At 72.2% G+C, this 14,379-nt stretch carries 15 protein-coding genes; 5 read left to right on the top strand and 10 right to left on the bottom strand.

All coding sequences use genetic code 11. The features are described 5' to 3' along the window. Complete coding sequence (locus ACFYW9_RS00890) at positions 1–1,134, top strand: Mrp/NBP35 family ATP-binding protein (protein WP_351859094.1); 1,134 nt, start codon at positions 1–3, stop codon at positions 1,132–1,134. A gap of 182 nt (positions 1,135–1,316) precedes the next feature. On the opposite strand, the gene ACFYW9_RS00885 is transcribed toward ACFYW9_RS00890, so the two are convergent. From ACFYW9_RS00885 to sigE, 5 genes are all read right to left on the bottom strand, one after another. After that, positions 1,317–1,976 (bottom strand): hypothetical protein, encoded by a 660-nt coding sequence (locus ACFYW9_RS00885; protein WP_351859092.1) that lies wholly within the window; start codon positions 1,974–1,976, stop codon positions 1,317–1,319. Between the two features lie 317 nt (positions 1,977–2,293). Next, positions 2,294–2,740 (bottom strand): sec-independent translocase, encoded by a 447-nt coding sequence (locus ACFYW9_RS00880; RefSeq protein WP_351859091.1) that lies wholly within the window; start codon positions 2,738–2,740, stop codon positions 2,294–2,296. A 220-nt stretch (positions 2,741–2,960) separates the two neighbouring features. Then, positions 2,961–4,610, bottom strand: a complete 1,650-nt coding sequence (locus ACFYW9_RS00875) for a trypsin-like peptidase domain-containing protein (RefSeq protein WP_389142935.1) — start codon at positions 4,608–4,610, stop codon at positions 2,961–2,963. Between the two features lie 139 nt (positions 4,611–4,749). Continuing rightward, complete coding sequence (locus tag ACFYW9_RS00870; RefSeq protein WP_389142932.1) at positions 4,750–5,691, bottom strand: anti-sigma factor family protein; 942 nt, start codon at positions 5,689–5,691, stop codon at positions 4,750–4,752. Beyond that, positions 5,688–6,386, bottom strand: coding sequence for an RNA polymerase sigma factor SigE (gene sigE, locus ACFYW9_RS00865; protein ID WP_351859615.1), 699 nt, complete (start codon positions 6,384–6,386; stop codon positions 5,688–5,690). The genes ACFYW9_RS00870 and sigE overlap by 4 nt, the downstream gene beginning before the upstream one ends. 227 nt (positions 6,387–6,613) lie before the next feature. Here sigE and ACFYW9_RS00860 point away from each other — a divergent pair, with 227 nt between their 5' ends. Beyond that, positions 6,614–7,315: an O-methyltransferase gene (locus ACFYW9_RS00860; RefSeq protein WP_328458144.1), complete on the top strand. Its 702-nt coding sequence runs from the start codon at positions 6,614–6,616 to the stop codon at positions 7,313–7,315. A gap of 192 nt (positions 7,316–7,507) precedes the next feature. Here the strand turns inward: ACFYW9_RS00860 and ACFYW9_RS00855 are convergent, their stop codons facing one another. After that, positions 7,508–7,675 carry a DUF3117 domain-containing protein gene (locus tag ACFYW9_RS00855; RefSeq protein WP_003966491.1) on the bottom strand — a complete coding sequence of 56 codons (168 nt, stop codon included), beginning with the start codon at positions 7,673–7,675 and terminating at the stop codon, positions 7,508–7,510. A gap of 363 nt (positions 7,676–8,038) precedes the next feature. Between ACFYW9_RS00855 and ACFYW9_RS00850 the strand changes: the two genes are divergently transcribed. After that, positions 8,039–8,842, top strand: coding sequence for an enoyl-CoA hydratase-related protein (locus tag ACFYW9_RS00850; protein WP_351859086.1), 804 nt, complete (start codon positions 8,039–8,041; stop codon positions 8,840–8,842). Positions 8,843–8,917: 75 nt separating this feature from the next. Here ACFYW9_RS00850 and ACFYW9_RS00845 read toward each other — a convergent pair whose 3' ends face one another. Both ACFYW9_RS00845 and ACFYW9_RS00840 read right to left on the bottom strand, forming a co-directional pair. Beyond that, complete coding sequence (locus tag ACFYW9_RS00845; RefSeq protein ID WP_389142928.1) at positions 8,918–9,499, bottom strand: DNA-3-methyladenine glycosylase I; 582 nt, start codon at positions 9,497–9,499, stop codon at positions 8,918–8,920. Further along, on the bottom strand, positions 9,496–9,846 hold the full coding sequence (locus ACFYW9_RS00840; RefSeq protein ID WP_326785680.1) for a DivIVA domain-containing protein: 351 nt from the start codon (positions 9,844–9,846) through the stop codon (positions 9,496–9,498). The genes ACFYW9_RS00845 and ACFYW9_RS00840 overlap by 4 nt, the downstream gene beginning before the upstream one ends. 173 nt (positions 9,847–10,019) lie before the next feature. Here ACFYW9_RS00840 and folP point away from each other — a divergent pair, with 173 nt between their 5' ends. Then, a complete protein-coding gene (gene folP / locus ACFYW9_RS00835) occupies positions 10,020–10,880 on the top strand; it encodes a dihydropteroate synthase (RefSeq protein WP_326785681.1) in 861 nt (286 codons plus the stop codon). Positions 10,881–10,945: 65 nt separating this feature from the next. Here folP and ACFYW9_RS00830 read toward each other — a convergent pair whose 3' ends face one another. Then, the gene (locus tag ACFYW9_RS00830) at positions 10,946–11,704 is read right to left on the bottom strand and encodes a TIGR00730 family Rossman fold protein (RefSeq protein ID WP_389142923.1); all 759 of its coding nucleotides are present in this window, start codon (positions 11,702–11,704) and stop codon (positions 10,946–10,948) included. Between the two features lie 148 nt (positions 11,705–11,852). Next, positions 11,853–12,932, bottom strand: coding sequence for a succinyl-diaminopimelate desuccinylase (gene dapE / locus ACFYW9_RS00825; protein ID WP_351859078.1), 1,080 nt, complete (start codon positions 12,930–12,932; stop codon positions 11,853–11,855). A gap of 128 nt (positions 12,933–13,060) precedes the next feature. Between dapE and ACFYW9_RS00820 the strand changes: the two genes are divergently transcribed. Then, positions 13,061–14,098 carry a heavy metal transporter gene (locus tag ACFYW9_RS00820; protein ID WP_389142919.1) on the top strand — a complete coding sequence of 346 codons (1,038 nt, stop codon included), beginning with the start codon at positions 13,061–13,063 and terminating at the stop codon, positions 14,096–14,098. Positions 14,099–14,379 lie beyond the last annotated feature (281 nt).

The raw sequence follows: 14,379 nt of genomic DNA, 5'->3' as shown, positions 1-14,379 counted from the left end.
ATGGCTACGGAAGACGCGGTGCGTGAAGCACTGGCGACGGTGAACGACCCCGAGATCAACCGACCCATCACCGAACTGGGGATGGTCAAATCGGTGGAGATCGGTGCGGATGGCGTGGTCGCGGTCGCCGTGTACCTGACGGTCTCCGGCTGCCCTATGCGCGACACGATCACCCAGCGTGTGACAGAGGCGGTCTCGCGGGTCGAGGGCGTCACCGGTGTCGAGGTCGAACTCGACGTGATGAGCGACGAGCAGCGCCGCGAGCTGGCGACCGCGCTGAAGGGCGGCACCGCCGAACGCGAGGTGCCCTTCGCCAAGCCCGGCTCGCTCACCCGTGTGTACGCGGTGGCGTCCGGCAAGGGCGGCGTCGGCAAGTCCTCGGTCACCGTGAACCTGGCGGCCGCGATGGCCGCCGACGGCCTCAAGGTCGGTGTCGTGGACGCCGACATCTACGGCCACTCGGTGCCGCGCATGCTCGGCGCGGACGGCAAGCCGACCCAGGTCGAGAACATGATCATGCCGCCGTCCGCGCACGGCGTGAAGGTCATCTCCATCGGCATGTTCACCCCGGGCAACGCGCCGGTGGTCTGGCGCGGCCCGATGCTCCACCGCGCGCTCCAGCAGTTCCTGGCGGACGTGTACTGGGGCGACCTGGACGTCCTGCTCCTGGACCTCCCGCCGGGCACCGGCGACATCGCGATCTCCGTCGCCCAGCTCGTCCCGAACGCCGAGATCCTGGTCGTCACGACCCCGCAGCAGGCGGCGGCCGAGGTGGCCGAGCGGGCCGGCTCCATCGCGGTGCAGACCCACCAGAAGATCGTGGGCGTCGTCGAGAACATGTCGGGGCTGCCCTGCCCGCACTGCGACGAGATGGTCGACGTGTTCGGCACCGGTGGCGGCCAGTCGGTCGCCGACGGTCTGACCCGCACCACCGGGGCGACCGTCCCGGTCCTCGGCTCCATCCCGATCGACGTCCGCCTGCGCGAGGGCGGCGACGAGGGCAAGCCGGTCGTCCTGACCGACCCCGACTCCCCCGCCGGCGCGGCCCTGCGCGCCATCGCGGGCAAGCTGGGCGGCCGTCAGCGCGGCCTGTCGGGCATGTCGCTGGGCATCACCCCGCGCAACAAGTTCTAGAGCCCGGACGCGTTCCGGGACTCCGGGGTCTCCCGCGGGAGACCCCGGCACCGCCGGTACGAAGGAGGGGGCGCCGTCCGTGCGGACGGCGCCCCCTTCCTCGTAGCGGCCGCCAGGGGCCCCTGTGGCGCTTGTGGGTGCCTGTCGTGGCCCCGGGCGCCAACGTGGCCGCTGCCGGGGCCCTACCGGTCGTACGCGGCGATGTCCTTGATCATCGCGAAGCCGAGCCCGTACGCGCTCATCCCCCGGCCGTACGCGCCCACGTGGACGCCTTCCTGGGTGGAACCCGCGAGGACCCAGCCGAACTCGGACTCGCGGTAGTGGAAGGCCGTGGGAACGCCGTCCACGGGCAGGGACAGGGTGGACCAGTCCGCCCCGTCCAGGTCGTCGGCCAGCACCCACGCGGTCTCGGTCTGCTGGTCCAGCCAGTCGTCGCGCAGGGTGTGGTCCATCTGGCCGGGCCAGGTGAAGGACAGCAGCCCCACACCGGCCAGCCACGCCGCCGAGGACACCGAGGTGGCCTCCAGCAGTCCCGTGCCGTCCGCGCTGCGCCGTACGGGGCTGGCGGCGACGGTGACCACCACCGCGAACCGCTCCTTGTCCTCGCCCGGCTCGGGGCGCACCGAGGGTTCGTCCCCGTGCCCGACCGAACCGTGCTCGACCGCGCCGTCCGCGGAGGTGCCCACCTGCATCAGCCAGCGCTGCCCCGTGAAGGCCTCGTCGAGGCCGTACCAGGGAAAGGGCGCCAGCAGGTAGCCGTCGACCGTACGCCGGGCGGTGGGGACCTGTTGTCCGCCCTCCGCGACCGGCGCCTGCGCGCCTACCCGACTTGTCGTCTCCATCTGCCGGACGCCTCCTCGCTCTCGTCGGACCGGGCGGCCCACCCCCCTCGGGCGACCTTGTCGGTCCGCACAACAACTGGGCAGCATAGCCACCCCGCTCCGGGCAACGGCGAAACCGCCCGGCGCGTAAGCCGTGCGAACGGAGTATTCGGACCGCGCGAGGTCCGTCCACAGCCCGCGGAGGCACCCGTTCTCGCGCCGGATCCACCCGTCGGGGGCAGGCTCACCGACCCGTGAGGGTCATGACCGCCGTACACCGGTCGGACGGCGCCGCAGGGATCGGGCGGCGCCGTACGGATCGGGTGACGCCGTACGGATCAGGTGGCGTCGGCGTCGTAGGGCGGGTGCTCGTCGGCGTCGAGCTTCTCGCGCTTCTTCGTCATGTCGACGGAGCCGCCGGTCGTGCCGCCGGCGGACCCGCCCGCCGCGGAGGAGTCGGACTCACGGCTGTGCACCGCGTCCGTGACCTCGGCCATCTCCTTCTTCAGGTCGAAGCCGTTGCGGATCTCCTTGAGCCCCAGCTCGTCATTGTCCAGCTGCTTGCGTATGAACGTCTTGGGGTTGAGGTCCTCGAACTCGAAGTCCTTGAATTCCGGGCCGAGTTCGTCGCGGATGTCCGCCTTGGCGCTCTCCGAGAAGTCACGGATCTTGCGGATCGTGCGCGTGACGTCCTGAATCATCTTCGGGAGCTTCTCGGGACCGAAGACGAGCACGGCCAGGACGATCAGCGTCACCAGCTCAAGCGGTCCTACGTCGTTGAACACCTGATAGCTCCTCGCGATGCCCTCGGTCCACGGCCCTCGGGGGTCTTCCGCGGTCCGGGCCGCGTCCCACGGTACCCGGCGCCACCGTCCGTCCGGAACTGTCCCGGGGCTCCCGGCACCGGGTACGGCGCGGGTTTTCCACGATGTTTGCCGTCCCGAGCCGCGACATCGTTCCCGGCTGTGAGGTTCGTGTCACTCGCGGCCCCCGGGGCCGCGGCGCTCAGCCGCCGTTCGCCGAACCGAGGACCAGGGTGATCGTCCGGTTCGCGCCGCCCCGCCTGACGGTCAGCCGGAGGCGGTCGCCGGGCCGGTGGGCGCGGGTCTTCACGATGAGTTCCTCACCGGAGTGGACCCGCGTGCCGTCGATCTCGGTGATGACGTCGCCGGCCCTGATGCCCGCCTCGGCTCCGGGACCGCCGGGCGTGACGGGCGCACCGCCCCCGGCGGCCTTCATGCCCACCCGTGCTCCGTCACCCGAGTAGTTCATGTCGAGCGTGACACCGATCACGGGGTGGGTGGCCCTGCCGGTGTTGATGAGCTCTTCGGCGACGCGCTTGGCCTGATTGACGGGGATCGCGAAGCCCAGCCCGATGGATCCGGCCTGACCGGTCCCCAGGTCGGAGCCGCTGTCGGCGGAACGGATGGCGCTGTTGATGCCGATGACACGGGCCCGGGAGTCGAGCAGCGGCCCGCCCGAGTTGCCGGGGTTGATCGGCGCGTCGGTCTGGAGGGCGTCCACGTACGAGACGTCGGTGCCGTCGCCCTTCTCGCCGCCCGCCGTGATGGGCCGGTCCTTGGCGCTGATGATCCCGGAGGTGACCGTGTTGGCGAGGTCGAAGGGCGCGCCGATGGCGACGACGGGGTCGCCGACCTGGACGCTGTCCGAGTTGCCCAGCGGCATGGGCGCGAGCCCGCGGACCCCGGAGACCTTGACCACGGCGAGGTCGTAGCCGCTGTCGCGTCCGACGACCCGGGCCTTCGCGGTCTGGCCGCCGCTGAACGTCACGGTTATCGTGCCGCTGCCGCCGGCGGGTTCGATCACGTGGTTGTTGGTGAGGATGTGTCCCTCGCCGTCGAGCACGAACCCGGTGCCGGTGCCGTCCTCCTCGCTCCCGTGCACATGCAGGGTGACGACGCTGGGCAGCGCGTGCGCCGCGATCCCGGCGACGCTGTCCGGGGCGCGCCCCGGGGCCTCCTTGGCGGCCTGCGGCAGCTCGATGTCCGTCAGTCCCCCGTTCCGCTCCAGATAGGCCCCCACGAAGCCGCCCACGCCCCCGGACGCCAGCGCGAGCGCGACGGCGGCGAGCGCCAGGGCCTTCCTCGCCCTTCGGCGCCGCTCCGCCACGGTGGGCACGGCGACGCCGTTCTGCTGGAAGGGTCCGCCGGGGCCGCTCCGGGAGAGGTGGCCGTGGTGCCCCGGGGATCCGGGCGCGGCCCAGGGGTCGTAGTTCCGCCAGGGATCGGGCGTGTCGTACTCGACGGGACCGTCGGACCCGACGGGGGCGGTGGCGGGGCCGGCGGGAGGCTGGGGCACGGGGGACACCGGGTCCACGGGCCCTGAGGCTTCCGGTTCCGGTTCCGGTACGTGGGGCAGGGGCACGGCGTCGTCGGGCGCGCCGCCCTGGGCCGGGACGGCGCCCGCGGGGGCCGTCCCGTCGGCCGGGGCGGCCGCCTCGGCGCGGGTGACGGCCGGGACGGCCCGTGTCCGCTCCTCGGGCGCGCCCGGCCCGGCGTCGCTCGCGGTGTTCCGGGAGGCGGCGGGGTGGGGGGAATCCGGTTCCGTGAGGCCGGCCGGCGCGGTGTCCGCGCCGGCGTCCTCGGGCCGGGGTCGACTCCACCGGTTCGCTTTCGTGGGCCTGCCCTCGTTCATGCTCTCCCCACACCTGGCCCGCGGCACAGCGCGCCGACGGCCACCACAGACTGGTCGACTCCGCGTCCGTGATCCCTCCCGCGGACGCGGACCTCCCCGGATTCAACCAGGTTCCCGGGCCGACGCGCAGAGAGCGGTGTCAGTGAGCCTGATGAGGGGTGGGGGACGGGGACGAGGTGGGGGACGGTGTCACGGCGGGGGCGGCGAGCAGACCCGGAGCCGGGGTCGCCGCGGGCGGCTGGACCTCGGTGAGCGGACGTATCAGCGGGGACATCGCGGCGGCACCGGCGACCACCGGTGTCGTCAGCGTGTGCACGGCGTCCTGGCCGCGGCCGTCCGGAGCCGGAACTCCGGGCAGCAGCGGGGCGGACACCCCGGTCGGTGCCACCGGACCGTTGCCGAGCGACCGCTCGCCCTGGGTGAGCGGCGGAGCGGCGGACCGGCGGCGCTGCGACTCGGAAGCCGAGGTCGCTCCCGTGCCCTGGGACCGGGACGGCGTCACGTTGCTCCCGGCGCCGGCTCCTCCGCGCGCGTCCGTGTCCCCGGGCAGACCGGTGGTCACCCCGCCGAGCGCGACGGCCGCGAGCGACACCGCGCCCGCGGCGACGAAGGCGAACCGCAGCCCGCGCGAGGAGGACCGCTCGGCCTCGTGGCGGCTGACGTCATGGATACGGAAGCCGCGCCCCGGAGCGGGGGGCAGCACATCGGCGTGCGGTCCGGCCGGGACGTACCCGAAGGGTTCGCCCCGCATGCCGAAGACCCCGGGCAGTCCGTGCCCCGTGGGGCCGCCGGGCAGTCCGCCGCCGAAGCCGCCTCCGTTCAGCCGCGGGCTGTCGGAGTCGCTTCCCCCGGGGAGTCCCTGGAGGCGGGCGAGGAAGCTTTCGGAGGGCGGCGGCGGGGCCATTTCCGCGAAGACGTTCTTCAGTCGGCGCTGGGCGTCGGCCTCGGCCTTGCACTTCGCGCAGGTGGCGAGGTGGGCCAGGACGCGGTCGCGCGACTCATGACCGAGCTCGCCGTCCACCAGGGCGGAAAGTCGGTCCCCGAGGTGCTGCTCTGCAGGGGTGGGACGGGTTCCACTCACGCGGTCGCGCCTCCTCCCCCCAGCACGGGCACACGGGCCGCGAACGAGCGACGCTCGGCGCGGGCCTCGGGAGACCGGTGTGCCAGGGCCTTGCGCAGCTGGGAGCGGCCGCGGTGGATCCGGGAGCGGACCGTGCCGAGCTTGACGCCCAGGGTCGCGGCGATCTCCTCGTAGGACAGTCCCTCGATGTCGCAGAGGACGACGGCGGCGCGGAACTCGGGCGCGAGGGTGTCCAGCGCCTGCTGGACGTCGGCGTCGAAGTGCGCGTCGTTGAAGACCTGCTGCGGGGAGGGCTCGCGGCTGGGCAGCCGCTCGGCCGCGTCGTCGCCGAGGGCGTCGAAGCGGATGCGCTGCTTGCGTCGCACCATGTCGAGGAAGAGGTTCGTGGTGATGCGGTGGAGCCAGCCCTCGAAGGTGCCGGGCGTGTAGGTCGACAGCGAGCGGAAGACGCGGACGAAGACTTCCTGGGTGAGGTCCTCGGCGTCGTGCTGGTTGCCCGTGAGGCGATAGGCGAGACGGTAGACGCGACCGCTGTGCGTGCTGACGATCTCCTCCCAGGTGGGCGGAGTCCATGCCTGCGGCTCCGCGTCGGTGGTGAACGTCGCGGTCTGCGCCGGGGCAGCAACGGGGAGCTGGTCAGCTTTGTCGGTCACGGATTTCGGCTCACCCGTCGATCTGAGCAGGCGCCGCAGCACTCCTCCCCGATCCACAGGCGCAGCCGCACCTCCCCTGTCGGCTCTGGTGGTGTCCAGTGGAGCCCCTACCATAGCCACCTCGCCCGTTAGCTCCGGATAAGCGGTTTTACGGGAATTTGATACGGGCTCATATGGGCTCGCCGGCGTCCGCCCGCGGCCCCGCTCCGTGTACCGACTCATCGACTTCCCCCCGCTCGGTTCTCCCACCCCTCTAAACGCCCGGTCCCATCCGCAGGTTCCCGGCACCAACGGATACAGTCACGCCCAGGCAACCACGGGGACAGGAGAGGGTCATTACCGGCAACCGGCAGACGAGCTGGGCGGCGTTCGCCGACGCCTTTGTCGCCGAGGACGAGGCGCTGCGATGGGCGCGGGACCGGGCCCACGAGGCGGGCCTGCGCTCGGTGACGCCCGGCACGGGCGCCGCGCTGCGCCTGCTCGCCGCCACCGTGGACGCGAAGGCGGTCGCCGAGATAGGTACCGGGACCGGCGTCTCCGGAATTCATCTTCTGCACGGCATGCGGCCGGACGGGGTACTGACCACCGTCGATCCGGAGCCGGAGCGCCAGCAGTTCGCCCGCCAGGCCTTCCGTGCCGCCGGGTTCGCCAGCAACCGGGCGCGCTTCATCCCGGGCCGGGCGCTGGATGTCCTGCCCCGTCTCGCGGACGCCGGATACGACCTCGTGTTCTGCGACGGTGACCGGCTGGAGAGCCTCGATTACCTCGCTGAATCGTTGCGCCTGTTGCGTCCGGGCGGGCTCGTCGCCTTCGAGGGCGTCTTCGCGGACGGCCGCACCGTGGACTCGGGACCGCAGCCGGTCGAGGTGAGCCGGCTGCGCGAGCTGCTGCGCGCGGTGCGCGAGAGCCAGGAGCTGGTGCCGTCGCTGCTGCCGGTGGGCGACGGCCTGCTGTGCGCGGTCAAGCGCTGATTCCGCCGTCCGGCCCGCCGGCCGGTCCGTGACCCGGTCCACTGCCCGCAGAGTGCCTCCGACCTGGCCTTCCACCTTGCCCGACCCCTGCCGGCCGAGCGGCGCGGCGGTCCCGCAGGCCCGGAAAAACAGCGTCCCCGGCACCATGTGCGGTGCCGGGGAAGCCGAAAGGGGTATGGGTCGCGTTCCGCGTCAGCCGACGACCTTCTTGAGGGCGTCGCCGAGCGCGTCAGCCTCGTCAGGGGTCAGCTCGACGACAAGCCGACCGCCGCCTTCGAGCGGAACGCGCATGACGATGCCCCGCCCCTCCTTGGTCACCTCGAGCGGGCCATCGCCCGTCCGCGGCTTCATGGCCGCCATGCTCGTTCCCCTTCCTGAAACCAGCTCATCGTCGCCGACGGCCCCCTCGGAGGGCACGCACGTCCCCTCATAGGACACACGTCACCGGCATCGAACACATTGCTTCCAGGCCATTATCTCGCATCTCAGGACCCGATGACCAACATCAGTCGGCATCGCTTGCGCAACGCGCTTGAGCAAAACCACCCAATTCGGCGATGTGGCTGCGATACTGCGCCGCCGCAACGACGTCCGCGGCCCAGAATTCTTTGACGCAGGTCACATGGAGGCCCCGCGCCACCGCGAGTGATCTCCGCCATGCTGTCATCGGAGACAGGTCGTACCGGCCGGTACGACGAGCCGCGACCCCGGAAGGGACCCACCATGGCCGACACCGTGCTCTACGAGGTGAGCGACGGACTCGCGACCATCACGCTGAACCGCCCCGAGGCGATGAACGCGATGAACGTCGAGACCAAGGTCGCCTTCCGGGACGCGGCCCGGGCCGCCGCCGCGGACGACGCCGTACGCGCCATCCTGCTGACCGCGGCCGGTGACCGGGCGTTCTGCGTCGGCCAGGACCTCAAGGAGCACATCGGGCTGCTGGCCGCCGACCGGGAGTCGGGGTCGGGCGGGACGATGAGCACCGTGCGCGAGCACTACAACCCCATCGTGCGGGCGCTGACCGGCGCCGCGAAGCCCGTGGTGGCCGGGGTCAACGGTGTCGCGGCCGGGGCCGGGTTCGGTTTCGCGCTCGCCGCCGACTACCGCGTCGTCGCCGACACGGCCGCCTTCAACACGTCCTTCGCCGGAGTCGCGCTGACCGCCGACTCGGGGATCTCCTGGACGCTGCCCCGGGTGATCGGCCCGAGCCGTGCCGCCGATCTGCTGCTCTTCCCGCGCAGCATCAGCGCCCAGGAGGCGTACGAGCTGGGCATCGCGAACCGGCTGGTTCCGGCCGGCGAGGTGCGCGCCGAGGCGGAGAAGGTGGCGCGGGCGCTGGCCGCCGGGCCGACGCTGGCGTACGCCGCGCTGAAGGAGTCCGTCGCCTTCGGGCTCACCCACTCGCTGGAGGAGACCCTGGAGAAGGAGGACGAGCTCCAGGGGCGCGCCGGTGCCTCCGAGGACCACGCCATCGCGGTCCAGGCGTTCGTGAACAAGGAGAAGCCCAAGTACCTGGGGCGCTGACCGTCCGGAGGCGTTCGCCGCGGGCCGCGCGTGGTCCGCGGCGGACACCTGCGCACCCCGGGAGGGGCGGCCCGGTCAGCCGGCGTCGCGCGCCACGCAGTCCGCCAGGTGGTCGTTCACCAGGCCGCACGCCTGCATCAGGGCGTACGCCGTCGTCGGGCCCACGAAGCGGATGCCGCGCTTCTTGAGCGCCTTGGACAGAGCCGTCGACTCGTCGGTGACGGCCGGTACGTCGGAGAGTTTCTCGGGGGCCGGCCGCGAGGCGTGGTCGGGGGCGAAGGACCAGACGAGCTCGTCCAGCTCGCCCGGGGCCCATTCGGCCAGCACGCGCGCGTTGGCGACGGTCGCCCGGATCTTGGCGCCGTTGCGGATGATTCCCGGGTCGGCGAGCAGGCGCTCCTCGTCGGCCTCCGTGAACAGGGCGACCTTGGCGATCTCGAAGTCCGCGAAGGCCGTGCGGAAGCCGGGGCGGCGGCGCAGGATCGTGATCCAGGACAGCCCCGACTGGAACGCCTCCAGGCACAGCCGCTCGTAGAGGGCGTCGTCGCCGCGGACGGGCCGGCCCCACTCCTCGTCGTGATAGGCCACGTAGTCCTCGGTGGACAGCGCCCAGGGACAGCGCAGCGCGCCGTCGGGTCCGGCCAGCGCCCCGCTCACCGCTCGTCCTCGGGGTGCTTGCGCAGCGAGGTGGTGCCGCTCGCCGCGCGGGCGCCGGCGAGCGCGGCCTCCAGGTCGGCGATCCGGGCGTCCCGTTCGCCGATCTCGGCGCCGAGGCGGCCCAGCGCGTCGTCGACGTCCGCCATGCGGTAACCGCGCACGGTGACGGCGAAACGCAGGGCGTCCACGTCGCCCTTGTGCACCGGACGGTCGTACGGCAGCGGATCGCGCAGCCGCTCGGGCTCGGCGTCGGCAAGGGGCGCGCTCTCGCCGCCGCCCACCACGGACAGGGTCACCGCGGCGACCACGACGGCGAGGGCGACGACCAGGAACAAGAACATGAACATCGCTGAGGTCCCCACGCTCCGGGGCCGGCGCGGGTCGCGTCGGCGCGAAAGTACTGGTGCTGACGAAGGCAGTCTGACGGTCGAGGTGTCAGGCTCCGATCGTGCCATGCGAGTGTGACAGCTAAGGTCGCAGGCGGCTTATCGGTGCGACTTACTGGGAGAGGTCACAGGGGATGCTCAGGCTGGGCAGGCGCGAATTCGACGCGCACGAGCCGGTGATCATGGCGATCGTGAACCGGACCCCGGACTCCTTCTACGATCAGGGGGCCACCTTCCGCGACGAGCCCGCGCTCGCGCGCGTGGAGCAGGCGGTGTCCGAGGGCGCCGCCATCATCGACATCGGCGGGGTCAAGGCCGGACCGGGCGAGGAGGTCACCGCCGAGGAGGAGGCACGGCGGACGGTCGGCTTCGTCGCCGAGGTGCGCCGCCGCTTTCCTGACGTGGTCATCAGCGTCGACACCTGGCGCCACGAGGTCGGCGAGGCGGTCTGCGAGGCCGGCGCCGATCTGCTCAACGACGCCTGGGGCGGGGTCGACCCGCGCCTGGCCGAGGTGGCCGCCCGGTACGGGGTGGGGCTCGTGTGCACGCACGCCGGGGAGTCGGAGCCGCGCACGCGCCCGCACCGGATCGCCTACGACGACGTGATGGCCGACATCCTGCGGGTCACACTGGGCCTCGCGGAGCGTGCCGTGGCTCTCGGGGTGCCCCGCGAGTCGGTGCTCATCGATCCGGGACACGACTTCGGGAAGAACACCCGGCACAGTCTGGAGGCGACGCGGCGGCTCGGGGAGATGGTCTCCACCGGGTGGCCGGTTCTCGTCTCCCTCTCCAACAAGGACTTCGTGGGCGAGACGCTCGACAAGCCGGTCAAGGAGCGGGTCCTCGGGACGCTGGCGACGACCGCGGTCTCGGCGTGGCTGGGGGCGCAGGTGTACCGCGTCCACGAGGTCGCGGAGACCCGTCAGGTCCTGGACATGGTCGCGTCGATCGCCGGGCACCGGCCGCCGGCGGTGGCCCGGCGCGGACTGGCCTAGCGGACAGAGCGGGTACGGGGCGGGAGAGCCGTGAAATCGGTCCCTCCCGCCCCGTACGCCGTCTGCTAGCGGCCGGCCTCCTTCGACACCAGGGCCACCGCTTCGTCCACGTCGTCGGTCACGTGGAACAGCATCAGGTCCTTCTCGTTCGCCTTGCCCTGGGCGACGAGGGTGTTCCTGAGCCAGTCCACGAGACCGCCCCAGTACTCCGTGCCGAACAGCACGATGGGGAAGCGGGTGACCTTCTGGGTCTGGACCAGCGTGAGCGCCTCGAAGAGTTCGTCGAGGGTTCCGAGGCCGCCGGGCAGGACCACGAACCCCTGGGCGTACTTGACGAACATCATCTTCCGGACGAAGAAGTACCGGAAGTTCAGGCCGATGTCGACGTACGGGTTCAGTCCCTGCTCGAAGGGAAGCTCGATGCCGAGACCGACGGAGATGCCCTTGGCCTCCAGGGCTCCCTTGTTGGCCGCCTCCATGGCACCCGGTCCACCACCGGTGATCACCGCGAACCCGGCGTCGACCAGGCCGCGGCCGAGGGCGACGCCCGCGTCGTACTCGGGCGAGTCGACCGGGGTCCGCGCCGAGCCGAACACGCTGATCGCTGCCGGGAGTTCGGCCAGCGTGCCGAAGCCTTCGATGAACTCCGACTGGATGCGCAGAACGCGCCAGGGGTCGGTGTGCACCCAGTCCGAGGGTCCGCCCGCGTCCAGCAGCCGCTGGTCCGTGGTGCTCGCCTGAACCTGGGTCCGCCTGCGCAGCACCGGGCCCAGCCGCTGCTCGTCCGGTGGCCGCTTCTTGCCCTCCGGGTTGCCAGTAGCCATGTCCACTCCCTCCGCGTACGGATCTCCCCCGCCCCGGCCGAAACCGGTGCGGGGGAAGGTCGTTCCGCCCCAGGGTAGATCTCCGCTGGTTACGGCGGGGGGACGTGGGAATGTCCGCCGTGAACAGCCGCCGGGTACGGGCCGCGCCTCAGGCGGTCAGCCAGTCGCGCAGCCGCTCCTCACCCGCGAGGATCTTGGCCGTTTCCACTCGCTCGTCCCGCTTGTGCGCCAGGTGCGGATTGCCGGGGCCGTAGTTGACCGCGGGGATGCCGAGCGCGCTGAAGCGGGAGACGTCCGTCCAGCCGTACTTGGGCTGCGGGGTGCCCCCCACCGCCTCGATGAAGGCCGCTGCGGCCGGGTGGGAGAGGCCGGGGAGGGCGGCACCGCTGTGGTCGTCGACGACGAACTCCTCCACACCGCAGTCGGCGAAGACCTCGCGGACGTGCTCGATCGCCTCCTCCTCGGTGCGGTCGGGCGCGTAGCGGAAGTTGACGGTGACGACGCACTCGTCGGGGATGACGTTGCCGGCGACCCCGCCGGAGATGTTCACCGCGTTCAGGCCCTCGCGGTACTCCAGGCCGTCGATCACCGGGTAGCGCGGCTCGTAGGCGGCCAGGACCGCCAGGATCGGGGCGGCCGCGTGGATCGCGTTCGAGCCCATCCAGCTCCGGGCCGAGTGGGCCCGTTCGCCCTTGGTCCTCAGCAGGACCCGCAGCGTGCCCTGGCAGCCGCCCTCGACCTGTCCGTCGGAGGGCTCCAGGAGGACCGCGAAGTCGCCCCGCAGCCACTCGGGGTGGGCCTCGGCCACATGCTTCAGCCCGTTCAGATCGGCCGCGACCTCCTCGTTGTCGTAGAAGACGAAGGTGAGGTCACGGTTGGGCTCGGGGACGGTGGCCGCGATACGGAGCTGGACGGCGACGCCCGACTTCATGTCACAGGTGCCGCAGCCCCACAGCACGCCGTCCTCGTCCAGCCGGGAGGGCACGTTGCCGGCGATCGGCACGGTGTCGATGTGTCCGGCGAGGATCACCCGCTCCGCCCGGCCCAGCTCGGTACGGGCCACGACGTTGTTGCCGTACCGGTCGACCCTGAGATGCGGCAGCGCCCGCAGGGCGGTCTCGACCGCGTCCGCGAGCGGCTTCTCGTCGCCGCTCTCCGAGCGGAAGTCGACCAGCCGCGCGGTGAGCTCGGCAGCGTCCAGGGTGAGGTCAAGCGGGGTGTCGGCCATGACCTCGACCCTAGCGCGCCCCTCCGGGAGGTCCCGAAAGCAGCCGGATGCGGTCGTATCCCCCGCCCGCGCTCACGTTGTCCACAGCCCCACGGTTCGCCCGCGGCGCTCTCCAGTACCTTGTACGCGTGTCTGAGCCGTCCCCCACTCCTGTCCGGCGCCGCGGTCGCCTCCTGCGCTTCGGCGGGGCCCTCGTGGTCCTGCTCGCGGTCGCGGGTTACCTCGGCGTGCAGTACCTCACGGGCGGCGTGGGCGCGCCCCGGTGCAAGGTCGTCTCCGGCAACGGCGACGGCGCGTCGTACGAGTTCACGCCCGAACAGGCGGTGAACGCGGCGACGATCTCGGCGATCGGCACCTCGCGCGGCATGCCCGAGCGGGCGGTGGCCATCGCTCTCGCGACGGCGCTCCAGGAATCGGGACTGCGCAACATCCGGCACGGCGACCGGGACTCCCTCGGTCTGTTCCAGCAGCGCCCGTCGCAGGGCTGGGGCACGACGAAACAGATCATGGACCCGACGTACTCGGCGGGCATCTTCTACGAGCACCTGGCCAAGGTGCCCGGCTACTCGCGGCTGCCGCTCACCGTCGCCGCGCAGCGGGTGCAGCACAGCGGCTTCCCGCAGGCGTACGCGAAGCACGAGCCGGACGCCACGCTGCTCGCCGCCGCCCTGACCGGCCGCGCGGCGGCCACGCTGACCTGCCAGGGGCGCCCGGCCGCGACCCCCGCGGGCGGCCCGGCGCCGGTGCGTACCGCGCTCGCCCGGGACTTCGGGCGCGATGTGCTCCAGGAGGCCGGCGCCACCGTGGCCGCCGAGGGTTCCTCCGCTTCGTCGGCACCGGCCTCCTCGGCTTCACCGGCTTCCCCGGCTTCCCCGGGCGCCGCGGACTCCACGGCCTCCCCCGCCGCCACGGGGGTCACCGGCCGGACCGTGACCGTCCCCGTGCGCGAGGGGTCCGACAGCGGGTCGGGGACGGTCCGCCGCGGCTGGGAGCTGGCGCACTGGGCCGTGGCCAACTCCTCGGCCCTGCACATCGACCGGGTGTCGTACGCGGGGCGCGAATGGACCGCGGGGACCTCGGAGGGGTCGTGGCACACGGCCGACGACAAGAGCGGGCCGGGGCCGGGGGAGGCCTCGGAGGAGGTCCGGATCGTCACCGGGCAGTAGTACGGGACCTCACCCCTGGGGAGGACCCTGTCCCGGCGGGCCGGTGATGTGCGCGTGCTTTCGGGCGCTCACCCCCCGTCGGTGAAATCCCTTGGGAACAAGGGGCCCTGGGGGTTCCAGCGGTGGTGCGGCCGGGCATCGTTTGCCCGTTTTTATCCACAACCGATAATGCGACGCATTGCCAACTCTTTGCGTCGGGCCACCGCAACCTTCGCGGACTTCGAGCGGTAGTCACTGCGTCCGAGCCCGGAACGATCACCTCAGCCGATCGCCGTCCGGGA

The sequence above is a fragment of the Streptomyces sp. NPDC002698 genome, from assembly GCF_042888945.1.
Classification (GTDB): domain Bacteria; phylum Actinomycetota; class Actinomycetes; order Streptomycetales; family Streptomycetaceae; genus Streptomyces.
Note: the sequence above shows the minus strand (reverse complement) of the source record. Positions and strands in the feature narration are given on the sequence as shown.